This window comes from Stenotrophomonas terrae (assembly GCF_039674165.1).
Taxonomy (GTDB): Bacteria; Pseudomonadota; Gammaproteobacteria; order Xanthomonadales; family Xanthomonadaceae; genus Stenotrophomonas; species Stenotrophomonas terrae_A.
Genome location: NZ_JBDJMY010000009.1, coordinates 32,848 through 52,405, shown reverse-complemented (window position 1 = coordinate 52,405; position 19,558 = coordinate 32,848). Strand labels below are relative to the sequence as shown.

The window sequence follows — 19,558 nt, the reverse complement described above, 5'->3', positions numbered from 1 at the left end:
TTTGTAGGAGCGGCGTCAGCCGCGAAGCAACTGCATCATCAGACCCACAGACACGCAAGCCTTCAGCACCATCAGCTTCGCGGCTGACGCCGCTCCCACAAACATCTGCTGGCCCGCGGGTGACACACGCACTGTTCTGGCAGGACCAGCCCCGGTGGTTGATGCGGCTCAAACCGGCTTTTGTGGGAGCGGCGTAAGCCACGAAGCAACTGCGTCGTCAGATCCACAGATATCCGGATCCTCAGCAGCACCAGCTTCGCGGCTTACGCCGCTCCTACAAAGGCCCTGGGGCCAGCCAGGAACTTCGCACAGCGCCGCGAGATTGATGCACCTCCCGCTACACAACCCGCGCAACACTGGCCCGAACGGCTGGGCGCGCCTGCCGCCCGGCACTTCCCTCCTACCCGCATTTGCGTTGCAATGGCGCCAACGAACAGGGCGGAATCCGATGCGCTACCAAGGCAGGTTGCAGGACTGGAACGATGACAAGGGATACGGCTTCGTCCTGCCCAATGGCGGTGGTGACCGGGCCTTCGTGCATATCAAGGCGTTCGAGCAACGCTCGCAGCGGCCGAGCAATGGCATGCTGATCAATTACCAGCTGCGCACGGATGAGCGCGGCCGCCTCAACGCCATCGCGGTACGCTCGGCTACCGCCAGCAAGGCCGCCGTTGCACCGAAACGAGCTGCAGCCACCGCCCGCTTGCCGCATGTCAGCCTGGGCGTAGGCGCCCTGCTTGGCCTGTCCGGGCTATGGATCGTAAAGCTGGTTCCGGACTGGACGCTGTTTACCGCGCTCGGCATGAGTGTCGTTGCGCTGGGCTTCTACCTGCATGACAAAGGTGCGGCAGCGCGCGGGCAACAACGGGTGCCGGAAAACACCTTGCACCTGCTTTCCCTGCTCGGCGGCTGGCCGGGTGCGCTGATCGGCCAGGGGCTGTTCCGGCACAAGACCAGCAAGCAGAGCTTCCAGTTCGTCTTCTGGCTGACGGTTGTACTCAACATCGGCGCGATTGTGTTGATCGCCAGTGGAAAGATAGCCCTGCCGCAATAGTGCGAGCCTCATCGCTCATACGCGAGCAAGGCCAAGCCAAGCCCCGGAACAGCCAGCAACATCGGCTGGCCCTGCCCCCCAACAAACCGACAGGAATCGCCTTGCTTTCACCCAGCAAGCAGGCCGCACACCTGGGTTTCAATGCCGCTGGATTATCATTCGGCCTCCGCTATTCCAGCACGGCGTCATGGATCGAGCCCGCATGCAGTCAATCTTCCGCTTTGTTTCCCTGCAGCTTGTTGTAGCCGCCCTGTTGCTGGGCACGATCCCGCAGGCCTCGGCACAGACGGCCCGCAAGCCCTCGCCCTACGAGTACCGGCCCGGCACTGCAGCACCAACAACCGACAGCGCACAAGCGCCTGCACATCTGCCGCGCATCGGCAGCCGTGATGACTTCATGCGCCTGGCACGGGTGTACAACCCTGGCACGCCGCTGGAAATGCCGCACCTGATCTTCACCATCGACCGCCGCGATCCTGCGCGCATCTACTACATCAACACGCCGCGCTATTCCCTGCATGAAACCTTCGTGCGCCGCGAACGGCTGGTCGCGCAGCTGGACAAAGCCACGCTCAATGCACAATACAAAGACCCGCAACGACGCTTTCTGTTCGGCACGGTCAGCTGGCAACGCGACCTGCCCGGCTATACCTATGAATTCTGGGAAGGTGATCAGCTGACACCGGCCTTGTTGCGGCAGACAGACCAGCTGGTGCGCGCATCGTTCTACGAGGCCATCCGCTTCAAGACCAATTCCACGCTGCACGAACAGACTGCGCGCACTGCCGGCCTGCCCTTCGTTACCCAGGAGGCATTGCTGCGCGAGCAGCGTTTCCTGCCGTTGAACACCGGTACCGCCCAAGGCCGCCTGCGCATCATCCGCTCGGTCGAGCAGACGACGGATCTTTCGCCGCAGGACATCGTGGTGCTGGACGAGGTCCCGATCGCCTTGTCGCCGGTGGCGGGCCTGGTCACCCAGCGCCCGTCCACCCTGCTGTCGCACGTCAATCTGCTGGCCAAGGGCTGGCGTATTCCCAACGTCTATGTGCGCGATGCGCAGGCTGCGCTGCGCCAATACGACCGGCAGTGGGTGGAGCTGCAAGTCAGCAACAACAATTACACGGTGCGGCCAATCGCGCGCCCTGCGCGTACCCCGTCGCGGTCGGCGCAACCCAGCGCGCGCAATCTGCCACGCCCCGATCTCTCGGTGACCACGCTCAAGCCCTTGTCCGCCCTGCGTGCCCGGGACAGCAGCCACTGCGGCGTCAAAGCGGCGAACCTGGGCACCTTGAAATCCGCGCTGCCACCGGCCGCACAGGTGCCGGACGGCTTCTGCGTTCCTTTCTCGTACTACCAGACTGCGATGCAGCAGCTGCGGATCAGCGAACGTCTGAGCACATTGCAGCAGCGTCCCGGCTTTGCCACCGATGCCAAGGTACGTCGTGACGCACTGACTGAGCTACGTGCGCAGATCAGCAACGCCACGCCTGATCCGGCGCTGGTGCGCAGTCTGCAATCGCAATGGCAGGGTCAGCTGCGCGGGCGCGGTGTATTCGTGCGCAGCTCCTCCAATTCCGAGGACTTGCCGAATTTCAGCGGTGCGGGCCTGTATACCACCGTGCCGAATGTGGTCGGCGCCGACGCGCTGGTGCATGCGATACAAACCGTGTGGGCGTCGGTCTACAACTTCGAGGCCTATGAAGCCCGCAGTGCCGCCGGCCTGGGCCAGGACGCAGTAGCAATGGCGGTGCTGGTGCAGGTAGCAGCACCGTCGGACAGCTCCGGGGTGATGATCACCCGCGATCCCTTCGATGCCGGTCGTCGCCACATCACCTACATCTCGGCCAAGCGCGGCCTCGGCATCCGTGTCGTGGAAGGCAAGCGGCAGGCCGAGCAGGTGATGTACTCGACCTGGTCCAAGGCGGTGCAGGTCCTGAGCCGCTCGGCCGAAGATACCCAACTGGTTGCCAATGCCAGCGGCGGCGTGCGCGAAGTAGCGATTGCCGGCTCGCGCCAGGTGTTGACCGATAGCCTGATCGCCCGACTGGCCGCAGTGGGCAGCCGTACCAAACAGGCACTGGGCGGGGTGGAACAGGACATCGAGTGGGCCGTCGTCGGCGATGACATCCTCATCCTGCAGTCGCGTCCGTATGTGGATGGCAGCAGTCGCTGACCAGCCCTGTTTGGAACACCCTGCCCGGCAAGCAATGCAATGATGCGTGCATGCGGCAGCCACGGCTTCCATCCTTGATCCACATCACGGGAACCCAAACGCCATGACCTTCTGGCTTGTGACAACTGCCGTCAGTATTGGCTTGGGCTGGATTGCCAGCAGGCTATGCCGGCGAGTCTGGCTTGCCGTTGTGATTGCCGCCCTGTTGGGCGGCTTGCTGGCTCCCTGGCTCGGCCTGCGCTTTGTCTGGGACGTTACCGGCCACCGCGATGCACAGGATGGCCTTGCCTTCCTGATCGGCCCGCTGGTGAGCGTGCCGGTTGCCTGCATCGCTGCCTACTTTTTCCAGCGCTTGCGCCGCAGCGCAGGCCGTTGATGGCCAAGCCCTGGGGTGTGCAGCCGCAATGACAGCGAGGCCTGTTGGCCCCGCTGTCGCCGCGCTTCATTGCAGGTCCAAGCGCCCCTGCTGCAAGCGGTACTCCCGCTGCACCACTCCTTCCGGCAAGCGGTCGTGGGTGATCATCAGCAGGCTGCGCTGACCAACGGCGGCGGCAAGATCAACCAGCAAGGCATGCGCGGTATCCACATCCAGGCCTTCGGTCGGCTCATCCAGCACCATGATCGGCGCATTGCGCAGCAAGGCGCGCGCCAGGGCCAAGCGCCGCGCCTGGCCCGCCGACATGGTTGCGCCATTCTCGCCAACCCAGGCATCAAGCCCGCCTTGCTGCTGCGCCCAGTCATGCAGACGCACCTGCGCCAGCACGTCCCATAGCGCAGTGTCACTGGCCTGTGGATCACCAAGCCGCAGGTTCTCGGCAATGCTGCCGGCAAACACCGGTGCGCCCTGTGGCAACCAGGCAATCTGCCGATACCAGTGATCCTGTGCGAACTCGCGCAGGTCGATGCCACCAAAGCGCACGCAGCCCTGCTGCGGATCCCACAGCCGTAGCAGCAGGGCCGACAAGGTGGTTTTGCCGCAACCGCTGTCGCCACGGATCGCGATGCGGTCACCCGGTGCCAGCTGCAGGTCCACGCCATCCAGCAAGCGCCGTGTTTCGCCCGGCCAGGCAAACACCACCTGCTCGAATGTCACCGCAACAGAACCCTCCGGCACCGTGCGCGGCTGCGCAGGCTCCTGCACGGCCGGCGGCTGGTCGACGATCTGCCGCAGCCGCTTGCCGGCAACCCGCGCCGACTGCAAGGCCTGCCAGGCAATGCCGCTACCGGCTGCCACTTCCAGCAGGGCCACGGTCAGGAATACCAGCGTGGCCGCGAACGGTGCTTCCACCTGCCCAGCCTGGAACGCAGACAGGGCCAGCCACAACATCGCCAACAAGCCCAGCCCGGCGATGGACGAATGCAGAACGTTGCCGCCGATCAGCCGACGACGACGACGCTGGTCGCTGTGCGCCAGCTGCTGCGCGGCTGCATCCACGCGCAGCGCCCAGTCGTCGCGGGCATCCAGCGCGGTCAGGTCGGCCACGCCTTCCAGCCCTTCAAACGCCAGCGTGCGCAGGCTGGCGCGCTGCTGTGCGCGCTCTGCCTCGACCGCATCACCACGGCGTACCGCAAACACCGGCACGCCAATACCCACCAGCAGCGCCAGCAGCAGCAACAACACCGCCGCAGGCCAATGAATCAGGCCCGCTGCCAGCACCGTTGCCAGCGCGATGCCGGCCAAGGCCAGCAAGGGGCTGATGGCGCGCACCATCAAGCCATCGACTTCGCCGATATCGGTGATCAGCCGCGCCAGCAGTTCGCCGGTACGGCTGCTGCCCAGCCGCGCGGGCGCCAATGGCAGGGCGCGCTGGAAGAACCACACGCGTAGATCACGGGCAATGCGCAAGGTTGCATCGTGGCCGACCAGCTTTTCGAAATAGCGCGAGACAATCCGCGCCATCGTCAATGCACGGATGCCGGCCGAGGGCGAGAAGAAATTGAACGTGGCACCCATGCCCAAGGCACCGGCCAGCGCTGCGGCGGTCAGGAATCCACCGGACAGACCAAGCAGGCCAACCCCGGCCAGCATCGTGGTGAACAGCAACAACGTCGCCAAAGCCAGCCGCCAGCGGTGGCGCTTGAACACATCACGCATCGTCTGTGGCTTCATGCACTTTCCCCCTGCGCCTGCGGCACCGAGGCCTGCAATTCGATGACCTTGTCAGCCCAACGCATTGCCGCTTCGCTATGGGTAGCCATCAGCACGGTACGGCCACGCGTATGCGCGGCCAGGGCCTGCAACAGATCGGCTTCGGTCTGCGGGTCGAGGAAGGCGGTGGGCTCATCGAGCAGGAACAGGTCCGGCTCCAGCAACAACAGCCGCGCCAAGCCTATCCGTCGTGCTTCACCGCCGGACAGGCCGAAGCCGCGCTCGCCGATCACCGTATCCAGACCCAGCGGCAGATGCTGAGCGAAGCGCATCACCTGGGCCACTTCGGCCACCGCCTGCAGCCGCGCCGCGCTCACTGCCGGGTCGGCAAGACGCAGGTTGTCGGCAATCGAGCCATGAAACAGGTAGGGCCGCTGCCCGGCGTAGCCAACCCGCACTCCATCGCGGACCACGATGCGGCCTTCGCGCGGCGGCAGCCAGCCGGCCAGCGCTTCCAGCAAGGTGCTCTTGCCACTGCCACTGGGGCCAACCAGCGCAAGCCGCTGGCCGTCGCCGATCTCCAGCGAGAACCCGCGCACTACATCATGTGCCGCACCCTGCGGCCGCAGCGTTGCGGCCCGAACCGCAACCAGCGGTGCATGCAGTTGCGCCGGCTCCGGCGCTACCAACGGCGCCACGACGGTGTTGGCCGCTGTTGCGTCGAGGTCATCGGCCAGCAAACGCTCGACCTCTGCAGCCGCTGCCAGCGCATTGGCACGGTCGTGATAGTGCGCGGCCAGACGCCGCAGCGGCGCATAGAACTCCGGTGCCAGCAGCAGGCAGAACATGCCGGTGCCCAAGGTTGGCACGGCCGCGTGCAGCGACATCAGGCCCAGATAGCTCAGGCCCAGGTACAGGGCCACCATCGCCACACTGACCGAGGCGAAAAATTCCAGCACGGTCGAGGACAGGAAGGCGATGCGCAGTACCTTCATCGTGCGTTCGCGCACGCCATCGGCGGCAGCGGCAACGCCCTCCAGCTCGGCTTCACCGCGCCCATACAGACGCAGCAGCCCCAGCCCCTTGATGCGGTCGGCAAAGTGGCCGCTCATCCGCGCCAGCTCGCCCAGTTGCGCGCGGCCGGCGGCTTCGGCACCCCAGCCCACCAGCATCATGAAGAACGGCACCAGCGGCGCGGTGAAAAGAAAGATCACTGCCACCACCCAGTCCACATAGGCCACGGCGGCGACGATCAGCAGCGGCACCACCACCACTTCCACCCGCACCGGCTGAAAACCGGCGTAATAGCCCTCGATGGCGTCGCCGTGGGACAGCAGCAGCTCGCCCAGTTCCCCACTGCGCTGGCGCCGCAGCCACAGCGGCCCGCGCGCCATCAACCGCCGGTAGACCTGCTCGCGCAGGGCCAGCTTGGCGGTATCGGCAACCTTGCCGGCGGCGGTCTGCGCCAGCCCGCCGAGCAGGCTGCGCAGCAGTAGAACTACTGCCAACACCCAGAAACCGTGAATTACCTGTACCCAATTCAGTTGTTCCACGACTATGCTCTGGATAAGCCAGGCAATGGCCCCCGCCTGCACGATCAGCAGCGCACCGGAAGCACAGACGGCCACGGCCGCCAAACGCTGCTGCGTACGGGCACCGGAGGCCAGAGTCGCCAGCCATTGCTGGTGCTGACGGCGTTGCTGCTGCGCTGCGTTGGAATGTGGAACTTCGCTCAAGACTGACAACTCAGGTGAAGGAGAACTACGTGATTGTAAGCAAGCCGTACCCCGCATGCCGGTCCCGCACCATCGGCGTTGGACAGCCAGCCCACATTGATCCAGATCAAGGCATTGGCAGGGCTGAACAGGGAGTATCGCCGCCATAGAACCCCTTCCCGCCACACCATGACGCCCAATTCCCACGAGGTAACCAGGCCATGATCGACTCAACAGTCGTAGAACTGTCACGTCTACAGTTCGCGCTGACCGCGATGTACCACTTCATTTTCGTCCCGCTCACGCTGGGGCTCTCTTTCATGATCGCGATCATGGAGAGCGTCTATGTGATGACCGGCAAGGATGTCTGGCGCCGGATGACCCTGTTCTGGGGTGTGCTGTTCGGCATCAACTTCGCCATGGGTGTGGGTACCGGCATCGTGATGGAGTTCCAGTTCGGCATGAACTGGTCCTATTACAGCCACTATGTGGGTGACATCTTCGGTGCGCCGCTGGCCATCGAGGGCCTGATGGCGTTCTTCCTGGAAGCGACCTTCATCGGCCTGTTCTTCTTCGGCTGGGGCCGCCTGTCCAAGGTGCAGCATCTGACCGTGACCTGGCTGATGGCGCTGGGCACCAATCTGTCGGCACTGTGGATCCTGATTGCCAACGGCTGGATGCAGTACCCGGTGGGTGCGGTGTTCAACCCTGAAACGATGCGCATGGAAGTGGTGGATTTCGCCGCCGTGCTGCTCAACCCGGTGGCCCAGGCCAAGTTCGTGCACACCGTTTCGGCCGGTTACGTGGCTGGCGCGATGTTCGTGATGTCGATCTCGGCCTTCTTCATGCTGCGCGGCAAGCACCGTGACATCGCCCGCCGTTCGTTCGCGGTGGCCTCGGCCTTCGGTCTGCTGGCTTCCATCTCGGTGGCCGTGCTGGGTGATGAATCCGGTTACGCCACGGCGGAAAACCAGAAGATGAAGCTGGCCGCCATCGAAGGCATGTGGCATACGCATCCGGCACCGGCACCGTTCACTGCCTTCGGCATCCCGAACCAGCAGGAACAGCGCAACGACTTCGAAGTGCAGATCCCGTACGTGATGGGCCTGATTGCCACCCGCTCGCTGGATGAAGAGATTCCGGGCATCCTGGATCTGGTCAAGCAGGCTGAAGGCCGCGTCAAGGGTGGCCAGATCGCCTACGCCGCCCTGCAACGCATCCGTGCCGACAAGAGCGACGCCGAAGCCCGCGAGGTCTTTGACCGTCATTGGCAGGATCTGGGCCACGGCCTGCTGCTGAAGCGTTACCGCGACGACATCGAGAACGCCACGCCGGAGCAGATTGCACAGGCTGCGCTGGATACGGTGCCAACGGTTGGCCCGCTGTTCTGGACCTTCCGCGTCATGGTCGGCCTCGGCATCTACATGATCGGTTTCTTCGCGCTGGCCTTCTATTACTCCTGCCGCAACAACTTCGAGCACAAGCGCACCTTCCTGCGGGTGGCCCTGTGGTCGCTGCCGGCACCGTGGATCGCCATCGAATGCGGCTGGTTCATCGCCGAATACGGCCGTCAGCCGTGGGCCGTGGATGGCGTGCTGCCGACCTTCTATGCCGCTTCCGGGCTGGCCGTATACGAAATCCTGGCAACGCTGATCGGCTTCACCGCGCTGTACACGGTGCTGCTGGTGATCGAAGTCAAGCTGATGCTCAAGGCCATCCGCAAGGGTCCGGAAGAAATCCTGCCCTCGCTGCAGCACCCGGCCGTCGCAACCCATCACGCCAACGCCCCCGGCAACGGCCAGGCATAAGGCAGGAGAACACTCATGGAATTCATTCTTCTGGACTACACAACGCTACGCGTGATCTGGTGGTTGCTGCTGGGCATCCTGCTGATCGGCTTCGCGGTAATGGACGGCTTCGACCTTGGCGTTGGCACCCTGCTGCCGTTCGTGGCCAAGACCGATGAAGAGCGCCGCCTGGTGATCAACACCATCGGCCCGGTGTGGGAAGGCAACCAGGTGTGGCTGGTGCTCGGTGGCGGTGCGATCTTCGCCGCGTGGCCGCCGCTGTATGCGGTGAGCTTCTCCGGGTTCTATCTGGCGATGTTCCTGATCCTGTTCGCATTGATCCTGCGCCCGGTCGGCTTCAAGTACCGCAGCAAGATGCCCAGCCAGCGCTGGCGCAACAATTGGGACAAGGCACTGTTTGTTGGTGGCTTCATCCCGGCGCTGATCATGGGCGTAGCGGTGGGCAACGTGCTGCTCGGCGTGCCGTACCACTTCGACGATACCCAGCGCGTGTTCTACACCGGCAACCTGCTTGGCCTGCTGACCCCGTTCGCCCTGCTGGCCGGCCTGGTCAGCGTGGCAATGCTGGTCTCGCACGGTGCGGCAATGCTGGTACTCAAGACCAGCGGCCCGGTCGCTGAGCGTTCGGCAAAAATCGGCAGCATCGCCGCCATTGCCTCGTTCGTACTGTTCGCCCTGGCCGGTGCCTGGGTTGCCTTCGGCCTGCCGGGCTACCAGATCACCTCGCAGGTGATCACCGACGGTGCCAGCAATCCGCTGCTGAAGACGGCTGAGTTCTCGCAGGCCGGTGGCTGGCTGCACAACTACAGCTCCATGCCGGCCACGATCCTGGCGCCGCTGGTGGGTCTGCTGGGTGCGCTGGCCAGTGCGGTGCTGCTGCGCAAGCGTCGTGGCGGCCTGGCCTTCATCGCCTCGGGCGCTTCCATCGCCGGCATCATCCTCACCGTCGGCTTTGCGATCTTCCCGTTCCTGCTGCCCTCCTCCACCAGCCCGGGCTCCAGCCTGACGCTGTGGGACGCGTCCTCCAGCCACCTGACGCTGTGGGTGATGCTGCTGGCCACCGGCCTGTTCCTGCCGATCATCATTGCCTACACCACCTGGGTGTACCGCGTAATGAAGGGCAAGACCACGGTGGAAGAAATGGGTGACAACCCGAACGCTTACTGATCGGCAACCGACAACACTAAGGAGACAACTCAATGTGGTATTTCGCTTGGATTCTGGGTGCGGGCCTCGCTGCGACGGTCGCCATCCTCAACGGCATGTGGTTTGAAGCGCGCGAAGCCAACAAGATCGATGCAAAGCGCTGAAAAACTGCGTGAAGGTATTGCCAAAACGCCGGACTGAGCGTATCTTTCCGGCTCCCTTCGCGGGGTGTAGCTCAGTCTGGTAGAGCGCTACGTTCGGGACGTAGAGGTCGCAGGTTCGAATCCTGTCTCCCCGACCAAAGGGTCGGTAAAAGCCTGGAATAACGGCAACGTTGTCCAGGCTTTTTATTCGCCGGTACACAGTTATCGGCAGCCAACGCACCACGCCTTGCAGGCAGCGCTGGCTGAACAAAAGAACTTGCAGGGCACGAGGTTCACCGCTATCATAGGCGGCTCCTTCGGGGTGTAGCTCAGTCTGGTAGAGCGCTACGTTCGGGACGTAGAGGTCGCAGGTTCGAATCCTGTCTCCCCGACCAATTTGACAAAAGCCGGCCTCTGGTCGGCTTTTGTTTTTGGTGGGTTTCAAAACGACGCCACCCACCGCGTCGGAGTAAGCCATGTCCACGCCCGCCCAGTCCCTCATCCGGCACCCCCTGCTCAAGGGCCGTCTGCTGGCGTTTGTCGCCATCGTGCTGGTCTCGGCCAACCTGCGCAGCGCAGTTACCTCGCTGACGCCGCTATTGGACCGGCTGGGCCACGTCTTTGATTTCGGCAGCACCATGACCGGCGTGCTCGGCATGATGCCAACTGCCGCCTTCGCCGTATTCGGCCTGGCCACGCCACGCATCACCCGCGCCATCGGCCTGGAACGCACCGCCGTGCTGACCATGGTGCTGGCCACCATCGGCCTGCTGCTGCGCGCCTTCTCCGGCAACGTCGGCATGTTGCTGCTGGGTTCGGCCATCGCGCTGGCCGGCATGGGCATGGGCAACGTGGTCGTGCCGCCACTGGTGAAGCGCTACTTCGCCGACCGCGTGGGCACGCTGAGCACGGTCTATATCTCGGTACTGCAGGCCGGCACGATGGTGCCCGCGCTGCTTGCCGTGCCCGTCGCCGATCAGTTCGATTGGCGCGTTTCGCTGGGCATGTGGTCCTTGCTGTCGGTGGCGGCCCTGCTGCCGTGGATCCTGCTGGCACGCAGCGCCCCACGCGTGGAAACAACCCCCACCAACACCGAGCATGCTGCCGGCCGCGTGTGGAAGACACAGTTGGGCTGGGGCATGGCGCTGATGTTCGGCATGACCTCACTGGGCACCTATTCGTTGTTCACCTGGCTGCCAAAGGTGATGGTGGAAGCCGGCGCCAGCGAATCCTTCGGTGGCGTGATGGTCGCGGTCTACTCGGCCATTGGTCTGCTGCCTTCGCTGCTGGTGCCCGCCTTGGCGGTGCGCATGCGCAATCCGTTCCCGATTGCGATGATGGTGTTCGTGCTCAACATGATCGCCTTCGCGGGCCTGCTGTGGGCACCGATGAGTGCGCCGTTGCTATGGGCGGTAATCGCCGGCCTCGGCCCATCCACCTTCCCGCTGGGCCTGACCCTGATCAACCTGCGCACGCGCAGCCAGGCCGGCTCGGCGGCCCTGTCCGGCTTCATGCAGGGCGTTGGCTACAGCTTGGCGTGTCTGGGCCCGCTGTTGTTTGGCTGGCTGCATGGTGTGAGCAATGGCTGGACCTGGTCGTTCGCTTTCCTTGCCTGCTGCTCGGGCGTATTGCTGACCGGCGCGTGGTTTGCCTGCAAACCGCAGCAATTGGAAGATCACTGGAAGTGAGCCGCAGTTGATACAGAAAAGCCGCCGATGTGCATCGGCGGCTTTTTCATGTTCGAGCAAGCAACGTAGCGCGGGTAAGCGCAGCGCACGTGGGGCTTGCCGGTTGCTGTGGGAGCGGCCTAAGCCGCGAAGCCAACGATGCTGGAAGTCTTGGAGCTTTGTACACGCTGAAGCTGTGGGTGCTTCGCGACCCAGCCAGGCCGCAATGGTTGGCTGCCATGCTTACTTCAGCGGATGCCTGACCTGGCCCTCGCCGCGCACCACGAAGCGTTCGACCGTGAGTGCCTCCAGGCCCATCGGCCCATAGGAATGCAGGCGCGTGGTGGAGATGCCGATCTCCGCACCCAGACCCAGCTCGCCACCATCGGAGAAGCGCGACGAAGCATTGACCATCACCACCGCCGAGCGCAGTGCGCGCACGAACGCCTCGCCATGCGCCGGATTGCCGGTGGCGATGACTTCGGTGTGATCGGAGGTATAGGTCTGGATATGGGCGATGGCCGCAGCCATGTCCGGCACGACGCGGATCGCCAGGATCAGATCCAGGTACTCCGCAGCGTAATCGTCTTCGGTCGCGACGTTGATGCCCGGCAGCAATGCCTGGCTGGCCGCATCGCCGCGCAGTTCAACACCGCGCTCGCGCAGTGCCGCCGCAGCCAACGGCAGAAAGCGCGGCGCGATGTCTGCATGTACCAGCAGCGTTTCCAGCGAGTTGCAGGCCGCCGGTCGCGTGGTCTTGCCATCAATGAGCAGGTCCACCGCCAATTGCAGGTCGGCGCTGTCATCCACATATAGATGGCAGACGCCCTTGTAGTGCTTGATCACCGGCACGCGTGCGTGTTCGGCGACAAAACGGATCAGGCCCTCGCCACCGCGCGGAATGGCCAGATCGATGATGTCGTGGAGCTGCAGCAGCTCCAGCATGGTCTCGCGGCGCAGATCTTCCACCAGCGTCAACGCGGCATCGGCGACACCGGCATCGCGCAGGGCACGCTTGAGACTGGCGGCAATCGCCGTATTGGAGTGGATCGCCTCGGAGCCACCACGCAGGATCACACCGTTGCCGGCCTTGATGCACAGCGCTGCGGCGTCTGCGGTCACGTTCGGCCGTGCTTCGTAGATCATCGCAATCACGCCCAGCGGCACCCTCACCTTCTGCACGCGGATGCCATTGGGGCGCGCGTAGTCGCGGGTGACTTCGCCGACCGGATCCGGCAAGGCGGCAACCTCGCGCAAAGCGTCGGCGACGCCGCGCAGGCGCTCCGGATTCAAGGCCAGGCGGTCCAGCATCGCGCTGCCTACGCCCTTGTCACGCGCCGCCTGCAGGTCCTGTGCATTGGCCGCAAGGATGCCGTCGGCATCGGCCTGCAACGCCTCGGCCATCGACCGCAGCAGCGCGCTGCGCGCCTCGGTGGACAGCTGTGCGAGCTGTTGCGCGGCGTCGCGGCATTGCAATGCCAGTTGGCGGATATCACTCATGTCCTGCCCTGCTATTGATCAAGAAGTGGCTTACAGCAACACCAGGTCATCGCGATGGACCACGTTGTCGCCGTAGTTGTAGCCGAGGATGGATTCGATTTCGCGGGTGTGGTGCTGGCTGATGCGACGGATGTCCGTAGCGGAGTACTGGCTGACGCCACGCGCGATGCGCTGCTGACCCTGCGGATCGAATAGACGTACTTCCACCATGTCGCCGCGACGGAACTCGCCTTCCGCACCCACCACGCCACCGGGCAGCAGCGATGCACCCTTGTCGCGCAGCGCCCGCGCCGCGCCAGCGTCGATCAGGATGGCACCGGGTTCCAGCGGCGCGTGCTTCAACCAGTACTTGCGCGCAGCAATGCGTGACTGCCCAGCATGCAGCCGCGTGCCGTGCAGACGACCTTGCGCCAGGCCGCGCACCACGTCGCTGTCGCGGCCATTGAACAGAAAGGTGTCGATGCCGGCGGCACCGGCCTTGGCCGCCGCCTGCAGCTTGGTATGCATGCCACCGGTGCCGACCGCACTGCCACTGCCGCCGGCCATGGCCATGATTTCCGGCGTCAGCGCGGTGACTTCGTTGATCGGCTGTGCATCGGGATTGCTGCGTGGGTCGGCGCTATACAGGCCATCGATATCGGTGGCGATGAACAGCGCATCGGCATCCACCAATGCGGCGACGATGGCGGCGAGATTGTCGTTGTCGCCGAGCTTGAGTTCGTCCACCGAGACGGTGTCGTTCTCGTTGATGACCGGCAACGCGCCCAAGGCCAGCAGCTCGTTGAGCGTGGCGCGCGCATTGAGGTAGCGGCGGCGGTTGCGCAGGTCGTCATGGGTCAACAGCACCTGGGCAACCGGGCGCTCGAAAAAACGCTGCCACAACGCGATCAACTGCGCCTGACCAAGCGCGGCCAAGGCCTGGCGCGCAGCCATCGCCGCACCGGCCTCAGCCGCCTTGGGCACGATGGCGCGCCCGGCGGCGACCGCGCCGGAGGAAACGATCACCACTTCGCGCCCCGCCAGCACATTGGCCGAGACAAACTGCGCCAGCCCTAATGCGAAACGCGGGGTCAAGCCGCCGCCATCGGCAGCGAGCAGGCTGCTGCCCACCTTGAGCACGGCACGGCGCCACTGCGGCAGCGCTTGTTCGGTGAACGGCGAAAGCGAGGTCTGGATCATGGGATCAGCGTGTATTCCACTCATGAACGGCCAGTTCGGAACTGCCGTGGATGGCCAGCGGATCGGTAGCGACGATGGCCTTGGCCTGTTCCAGCGTGTCGACGTTCTTCAACACGTAGGCGCCGCCGCTGCCGTCGCCGAAGCCACCGGTCAGGTGCAGGCGGTCATCGGCGCGGAGCGCATCGAGAAAGGCTATGTGTGGGCCAATTACCGCATCGTCGAAGGATGGCTTGCGCATGGCCATTACGAGATAGAGCTTCATTGCATTCTCCTTTGCTGCATATGACACCACGTGGGAGCGAGGATGGCGCGTTTGCTTTCGCTTGGAACTTGCTTGGTGGGGTTTTGGCTTGGGGCTTGGGGCTTGGGCTTGGGCTTGGGCTTGGGCTTGGGCTTTGGCTTGGGCTTGGGCTTGGGCTTTGGCTTTGGCTTTGGCTGTGGCTTTGGCTGTGGCTTTGGCTTTGGCTTTGGCTTTGGCTGTGGCTTTGGCTGTGGCTGTGGCTTTGGCTTTGGCTGTGGCTGTGGCTGTGGCTGTGGCTTTGGCTTTGGCTTTGGCTTTGGCTTTGGCTTTGGCTGTGGCTGTGGCTTTGGCTTTGGCTTTGGCTGTGGCTGTCCCTTCTCCCGCCTGCGGGAGAAGGTGCCCGAAGGGCGGATGAGGGGAGCCTTTGACGTTGCTTGCTGGAAGCTTCCCCTCAACCTCGTCCAGGCGGTTCAGCAAGGGCAGGCTGAAGCCAGAGCCAAGCCCTACCCTCTTCCGCCCTACGGGGCACCTTCTCCCGGTGGGAGAAGGAAGTGCAAAAAAACGGGCGCCTTGCAGCGCCCGTGTTCAATCCATCAGCCCTGCAGCGCGCTCCAGCGTGCTGCCAACTCTTCCAGGCGAAGGTCCGCTGCCGCACCAGGAGATACCCGCGCCGCCAAACTGCCTTCAGGCGTGCGTCCCTGCCCTGCTGTATCCGACGCCGCCGCTGCAGCCTTGTACGCGTCACGGAACGGAACGCCCGCAACCGCCGCTTCCACAGCCACATCCGTTGCATACATGCCCGAATCAATCGCCGCGCGGATATTGTCGTCGCGCCAATCCAGGTTCGACAACAAGGCCGGCAACAACTCCAGTGCCGCCAGACCACGGCCAAAACCGTGCACGATCGCGCCCTTGGAATTCTGCAGATCGCGCTGGTAGCCCGAAGGCAGCGACAGCAGCTGCTCGATCTCGGTACGCGCCGCGGCGATGCTGGCATGGGTGGCGCGCATCAACTCGATCACGTCCGGGTTGCGCTTGTTCGGCATGATCGAACTGCCGGTGGTGTACTGCGCCGGCAAGGCCACGAAGGCAAACTCGCCGGTGGTGAACAAGGACAGATCCCAGGCGATACGACGCAGGTCCAGCGTTGCGCCACCCAGCGCTTCCAAGGCCGCCAACTCGAACTTGCCGCGCGAGAGCTGGGCGTAGATCGGGCTGATCTGCATGCGCGCGAAACCCAGCGCTGCGGTGGTGTGCTCGCGGTCCAACGGCAGGTTGACGCCGTAACCGGCCGCCGTGCCCAGCGGATTGGTATCGATCAGCGCACGCGTATCGCGCGCACGGATGGCGTTGTCGATGAAGGCCTCGGCCCAGCCCGCCCACCACATGCCCGCCGACGACACCACGGCGCGCTGGATATGCGTGTATCCCGGCAGTGGCTGCAGCTTCTCGGCCGCTGCACGGTCCAGGGCCACCTTGGCCACTTCGGTGCTGATCTGCGCAACGCGCTCCAGCTTGTCCTTCAGCCACAGGCGGGTGGCCACCAGGATCTGGTCGTTGCGGCTGCGGCCGGTGTGGATCTTGCGGCCGGCATCGCCCAGACGCTCGGTCAGGCGCGCTTCGATCGCCGAGTGGCAATCCTCATACTGCTCGTCCAGCACGAAAGCACCGCTGCGGAAATCATCGGCAAGCACGGCCAGCTCGCGCTTGAGCGCGGCCAGCTCATCGCTGCTGAGGATGCCGATGTGCTGCAGGCCTTCGGCATGCGCGGCGCTGGCCTGGATGTCGTGCAGGAAGAACTCGCGGTCAAGGATGACGTCATCGCCAGCCAGGAAGGTCTGGATCTTCGCGTCAACCGCGACGCCGGGTTTCTGCCATAGCAGGTTGGTCATGATGTTCTCTCGGAGTGACGCCGGGCGCGGCGTCAACCGCCTGCGCCCGGGCGATGAATCAATGCGGGATGGCGGTCAGCTCGTCCAGCCCCAACGCACGGTTGAGGTTCTGCAGGGCCTGCGTGGCCGCACCCTTGAGCAGGTTGTCGATGGTTGCCACCAGCACCACGCGCTTGTTGCCCGGGGCCATGGTGAAGCCGCCGATCTGCACGCCGTGGGTGCCGGCAATGCGGCTGACCCACGGCGCCTCGTCAACCACTTCGATCAAGGGCTCGTTGGCATAACGCTGCTGGTAGGTCGCGACGATCTCTTCGCGACTGCGCGGCTGCTGCAGCCACAGATTGACGGTCATGGTGATGCCGCGGAAATGCGGTGCCACATGCGGCATGAATTCCACCGGCACGCCAAGCTGGGTCGAAACCTCGCGCTCGTGCACATGGTTGGTCAGGGCGTACGGCATCAGATTGTCGCGCAGCAGCTCGGGGTTGTTCTTGTCCGATGGCGTGGTGCCGGCGCCGGACCAACCGGAGACACCGAAGCACGCCGGCGGGCCGGCCAACTGACTCAGCAACGGTGCGATTGCCAGCTGCATCGCAGTGGCATAGCAGCCCGGGTTGCTGATCCGCGTCTGCCCTGCGTAACGCGCGCGGGTCAGTTCCGGCAGGCCGTAGTACCAGCTGTTGTCGAAACGGTAGTCGGCCGACAGATCGACGATCACCGTATCGGGTTTGTGTGCATCCAATGCTGCAACAAAGGGTTCGCCCTTGCCATTGGGCAACGCCAGCACCACCGCATCCACGCCCTTGCCGGCAACCGCGTCCGGGCCGAGGCTTTCGTAACGCAGCTCGCCGGCATACGCATCGTTGTGGTCTGCCACACGCTGCCCGTCCAGCTCACGCGAGGACACGAACGCAAGTTCGATACGCGGGTGCGCGGCCAACAAGCGGATCAGCTCGGCGCCGGTGTAACCGCGCGCGCCAACAATGCCTACCGAGAATTTTTTGTCAGTCATTTATGCGAATCCAGAAGGAACTGCAGGTGGGCTTTCACCGCCGGCCATTCCGTGTCGATGATGGAGAACACCACGGTGTCGCGGCGCGATCCGTCGGCGTGACGCTTGTGGCTGCGCAGTACGCCGTCCTGCTTCGCGCCAAGGCGGGCAATGGCGGTGCGCGAAGCGTGGTTGAACCAGCTGGTCTCGAAACCGACGCTGATGCAGCCAAGGGTTTCGAAAGCATGGTGCAGCAACAGGCGCTTGGCCTCGGTGTTCAGCCCGCTGCGCTGCACGCGCGGGCTGTACCAGGTGTAGCCGATGTTCAGGCGCGGCACGTCGGCTTCAAGCGCGTAGTAACGCGTACTGCCGACCACTTCGCCATTGGCGTCCCTGACCACGAAGGCCAACACGCGGCCCTGCGCCTGGGCCTCCAATGCAGCCACCACGTAGTGGCCGGCGTGCTCGGGCGTTGGCACGTTGGTGTACCAGCAACGCGACAGCTCACCGTCGCCCAAGGCGCGCTGCAATGCCGGTACGTGGGCAAGTTGCAATGGCTCCAGGGTGACGTGCCGGCCTTTCAGGATCGGCACCTGCCCCCAATGTCCGGCGCTGGCCAGGTCGGTACTCACCCCTGCAGGCTCGGCTTGCGCTCGCCGCAATGCGCGACGTAGCCCTTGATGCTGTCGAAATCGTTGGCACCGAACCAGAACACCTTCCAGTGGTCGAGCTTGTAGCAGCCGTCCGACTCGGAATAATAGAAATGATTGACCGGGTTGCCATTGCGCGAACGCCAGAACAGCTGCGGGGTTTCTTCCAGCATCACGTTCCACACCGCGCGGCCCAGGCCTTCACCCTGCGCGTCATCAAGCACGGCGAACTTGTCCAGGTACACGCCTTCCGCCTCATCGGTAAGCACCACCGCAGTGCGATAGTTCTCACTGACGTAGGCGCGCAGCAGCTTGGTCTTCTCGAAATAATCCGGCACAAGGGTGCGGCCGAAGCTCGACTCGATCAGTGTTTTCAGGCGTGCGGTATCGAGCTGATCCCAGGACGTGGCCTTCAACACCTTCTCGCCACGGCGCACCAACGTGCCCGAACCCTTGTGCGTGAACAGCTCCTTGGCCAGGTCGGCCGGACGCGTGATCGACACCGAAGATTCCTCCGGCAGGCGATCCAGCAGGTCCTTGATCTGCTCGATCTTGACCCGCATGCCGCCGTGGATCCACGGCTGCTGCATCAGCTGGTCGTATTCGGTGGACAGATTGATCGAGTCGATCAGCTTGCCCTCCTCGTCCAGCAGACCGCCGGTGCCGGTCAGGAAGATGATCTTGTACGGCTGCAGTTCCTGCACCAGTTCATTGGCGGCGAAATCAGCGTTGACGTTGAGGATCTGCCCGCTCGGGGTTTCGCCCAGGCTGGTGATCACCGGAATCGAGCCTGCGCGCAGGCTGGCTTCGATCGGCGCCAGATTGACCTTCTTCACCTCACCAACCAGGCCGTAGGTATCCAGATCCAGGTACTCGGCCTCGAACACGCCGCCGGTGATCGAGGTCGCGCGCGCACCGTTCTGCTGCAGGGCTTCAACCAGTTTCAGGTTGGACTGCTGGAACACCTTGCGCACGATCGCCAAGGCTTCCGGCGAAGTAACGCGCAGGCCGTCGATGGTCTGCTTCTCGATGCCGGCAGCGGACAGCTCGGCATCCAGCTGCGGGCCGGCGCCGTGCAGCACGATCGGGGTGAGGCCAACTTCCTGCAGGAAGGACAGCGACGACGTCAGCGCTTCCAGATCGTCGCGCAACACCGCGCCACCGACCTTGACCACGGCAAAACGCTTGGCATCAAGCTGCGAAAAGCGCTTGAGGTACTGGCTGATTTCCTTCGCACTGGCCATGCTCGAAAGCAGGCGGACAATGGTCTGGCGGGTCTGGCGGTGCGGCTGCATGGCTGGGGACATTGC

Annotated in this window: 16 protein-coding genes and 2 tRNA genes; 9 read left to right on the top strand and 9 right to left on the bottom strand. The window is 64.2% G+C overall.

The features are described from left to right. Positions 1 to 448 precede the first annotated feature (448 nt). From ABE493_RS06090 to ABE493_RS06080, 3 genes are all read left to right on the top strand, one after another. Positions 449 to 1,054: a cold shock and DUF1294 domain-containing protein gene (locus ABE493_RS06090; RefSeq protein WP_346498052.1), complete on the top strand. Its 606-nt coding sequence runs from the start codon at positions 449 to 451 to the stop codon at positions 1,052 to 1,054. Between the two features lie 202 nt (positions 1,055 to 1,256). Beyond that, entirely contained in the window at positions 1,257 to 3,227 is a 1,971-nt protein-coding gene (locus tag ABE493_RS06085) for a PEP/pyruvate-binding domain-containing protein (RefSeq protein WP_346498051.1), read from the top strand. Positions 3,228 to 3,330: 103 nt separating this feature from the next. Next, positions 3,331 to 3,603 (top strand): hypothetical protein, encoded by a 273-nt coding sequence (locus tag ABE493_RS06080; protein WP_346498050.1) that lies wholly within the window; start codon positions 3,331 to 3,333, stop codon positions 3,601 to 3,603. A 66-nt stretch (positions 3,604 to 3,669) separates the two neighbouring features. Here the strand turns inward: ABE493_RS06080 and cydC are convergent, their stop codons facing one another. Further along, on the bottom strand, positions 3,670 to 5,337 hold the full coding sequence (cydC, locus tag ABE493_RS06075; RefSeq protein ID WP_346498049.1) for a thiol reductant ABC exporter subunit CydC: 1,668 nt from the start codon (positions 5,335 to 5,337) through the stop codon (positions 3,670 to 3,672). Beyond that, on the bottom strand, positions 5,334 to 7,109 hold the full coding sequence (gene cydD, locus ABE493_RS06070) for a thiol reductant ABC exporter subunit CydD (RefSeq protein WP_430980723.1): 1,776 nt from the start codon (positions 7,107 to 7,109) through the stop codon (positions 5,334 to 5,336). The genes cydC and cydD overlap by 4 nt, the downstream gene beginning before the upstream one ends. A gap of 143 nt (positions 7,110 to 7,252) precedes the next feature. Here cydD and ABE493_RS06065 point away from each other — a divergent pair, with 143 nt between their 5' ends. From ABE493_RS06065 to ABE493_RS06040, 6 genes are all read left to right on the top strand, one after another. Further along, the gene (locus tag ABE493_RS06065) at positions 7,253 to 8,839 is read left to right on the top strand and encodes a cytochrome ubiquinol oxidase subunit I (RefSeq protein WP_346498047.1); all 1,587 of its coding nucleotides are present in this window, start codon (positions 7,253 to 7,255) and stop codon (positions 8,837 to 8,839) included. A 15-nt stretch (positions 8,840 to 8,854) separates the two neighbouring features. Continuing rightward, positions 8,855 to 10,006, top strand: coding sequence for a cytochrome d ubiquinol oxidase subunit II (cydB, locus tag ABE493_RS06060; protein WP_346498046.1), 1,152 nt, complete (start codon positions 8,855 to 8,857; stop codon positions 10,004 to 10,006). 32 nt (positions 10,007 to 10,038) lie between these two features. After that, entirely contained in the window at positions 10,039 to 10,149 is a 111-nt protein-coding gene (cydX, locus tag ABE493_RS06055) for a cytochrome bd-I oxidase subunit CydX (protein ID WP_282269734.1), read from the top strand. Positions 10,150 to 10,209: 60 nt separating this feature from the next. Next, positions 10,210 to 10,286, top strand: a tRNA-Pro gene (locus tag ABE493_RS06050). Between the two features lie 160 nt (positions 10,287 to 10,446). Further along, positions 10,447 to 10,523: transfer RNA gene (locus ABE493_RS06045), tRNA-Pro, on the top strand. 81 nt (positions 10,524 to 10,604) lie between these two features. Further along, a complete protein-coding gene (locus ABE493_RS06040) occupies positions 10,605 to 11,816 on the top strand; it encodes a CynX/NimT family MFS transporter (RefSeq protein ID WP_346498045.1) in 1,212 nt (403 codons plus the stop codon). 222 nt (positions 11,817 to 12,038) lie between these two features. On the opposite strand, the gene ABE493_RS06035 is transcribed toward ABE493_RS06040, so the two are convergent. From ABE493_RS06035 to ABE493_RS06005, 7 genes are all read right to left on the bottom strand, one after another. Then, entirely contained in the window at positions 12,039 to 13,295 is a 1,257-nt protein-coding gene (locus ABE493_RS06035) for a glutamate-5-semialdehyde dehydrogenase (protein WP_346498044.1), read from the bottom strand. Positions 13,296 to 13,325: 30 nt separating this feature from the next. After that, positions 13,326 to 14,474 (bottom strand): glutamate 5-kinase, encoded by a 1,149-nt coding sequence (gene proB, locus ABE493_RS06030; RefSeq protein ID WP_346498043.1) that lies wholly within the window; start codon positions 14,472 to 14,474, stop codon positions 13,326 to 13,328. Positions 14,475 to 14,478: 4 nt separating this feature from the next. After that, positions 14,479 to 14,736 carry a YciI family protein gene (locus tag ABE493_RS06025; protein WP_346498042.1) on the bottom strand — a complete coding sequence of 86 codons (258 nt, stop codon included), beginning with the start codon at positions 14,734 to 14,736 and terminating at the stop codon, positions 14,479 to 14,481. A 572-nt stretch (positions 14,737 to 15,308) separates the two neighbouring features. After that, positions 15,309 to 16,607 (bottom strand): argininosuccinate lyase, encoded by a 1,299-nt coding sequence (locus ABE493_RS06020; protein WP_346498041.1) that lies wholly within the window; start codon positions 16,605 to 16,607, stop codon positions 15,309 to 15,311. 58 nt (positions 16,608 to 16,665) lie between these two features. After that, positions 16,666 to 17,619, bottom strand: coding sequence for an N-acetyl-gamma-glutamyl-phosphate reductase (gene argC, locus ABE493_RS06015; protein ID WP_346498040.1), 954 nt, complete (start codon positions 17,617 to 17,619; stop codon positions 16,666 to 16,668). Further along, entirely contained in the window at positions 17,616 to 18,230 is a 615-nt protein-coding gene (locus ABE493_RS06010; RefSeq protein ID WP_346498039.1) for a GNAT family N-acetyltransferase, read from the bottom strand. The genes argC and ABE493_RS06010 overlap by 4 nt, the downstream gene beginning before the upstream one ends. Next, a complete protein-coding gene (locus ABE493_RS06005) occupies positions 18,227 to 19,555 on the bottom strand; it encodes an acetylglutamate kinase (RefSeq protein WP_062166299.1) in 1,329 nt (442 codons plus the stop codon). The genes ABE493_RS06010 and ABE493_RS06005 overlap by 4 nt, the downstream gene beginning before the upstream one ends. Positions 19,556 to 19,558: the final 3 nt, after the last annotated feature.

Bases quoted from the DNA above. Each gene is read 5' to 3' on its own strand.
- ABE493_RS06035 (WP_346498044.1), bottom strand. From the start codon at position 13,295: ATGAGTGATATCCGCCAACTGGCATTGCAATGCCGCGACGCCGCGCAA.
- cydB (WP_346498046.1), top strand. From the start codon at position 8,855: ATGGAATTCATTCTTCTGGACTACACAACGCTACGCGTGATCTGGTGG.
- cydC (WP_346498049.1), bottom strand. From the start codon at position 5,337: ATGAAGCCACAGACGATGCGTGATGTGTTCAAGCGCCACCGCTGGCGG.
- ABE493_RS06025 (WP_346498042.1), bottom strand. From the start codon at position 14,736: ATGAAGCTCTATCTCGTAATGGCCATGCGCAAGCCATCCTTCGACGAT.
- proB (WP_346498043.1), bottom strand. From the start codon at position 14,474: ATGATCCAGACCTCGCTTTCGCCGTTCACCGAACAAGCGCTGCCGCAG.
- ABE493_RS06090 (WP_346498052.1), top strand. From the start codon at position 449: ATGCGCTACCAAGGCAGGTTGCAGGACTGGAACGATGACAAGGGATAC.
- ABE493_RS06040 (WP_346498045.1), top strand. From the start codon at position 10,605: ATGTCCACGCCCGCCCAGTCCCTCATCCGGCACCCCCTGCTCAAGGGC.
- ABE493_RS06005 (WP_062166299.1), bottom strand. From the start codon at position 19,555: ATGTCCCCAGCCATGCAGCCGCACCGCCAGACCCGCCAGACCATTGTC.
- ABE493_RS06085 (WP_346498051.1), top strand. From the start codon at position 1,257: ATGCAGTCAATCTTCCGCTTTGTTTCCCTGCAGCTTGTTGTAGCCGCC.
- ABE493_RS06080 (WP_346498050.1), top strand. From the start codon at position 3,331: ATGACCTTCTGGCTTGTGACAACTGCCGTCAGTATTGGCTTGGGCTGG.
- cydD (WP_430980723.1), bottom strand. From the start codon at position 7,109: ATGCGGGGTACGGCTTGCTTACAATCACGTAGTTCTCCTTCACCTGAG.
- ABE493_RS06020 (WP_346498041.1), bottom strand. From the start codon at position 16,607: ATGACCAACCTGCTATGGCAGAAACCCGGCGTCGCGGTTGACGCGAAG.
- argC (WP_346498040.1), bottom strand. From the start codon at position 17,619: ATGACTGACAAAAAATTCTCGGTAGGCATTGTTGGCGCGCGCGGTTAC.
- ABE493_RS06065 (WP_346498047.1), top strand. From the start codon at position 7,253: ATGATCGACTCAACAGTCGTAGAACTGTCACGTCTACAGTTCGCGCTG.
- cydX (WP_282269734.1), top strand. From the start codon at position 10,039: ATGTGGTATTTCGCTTGGATTCTGGGTGCGGGCCTCGCTGCGACGGTC.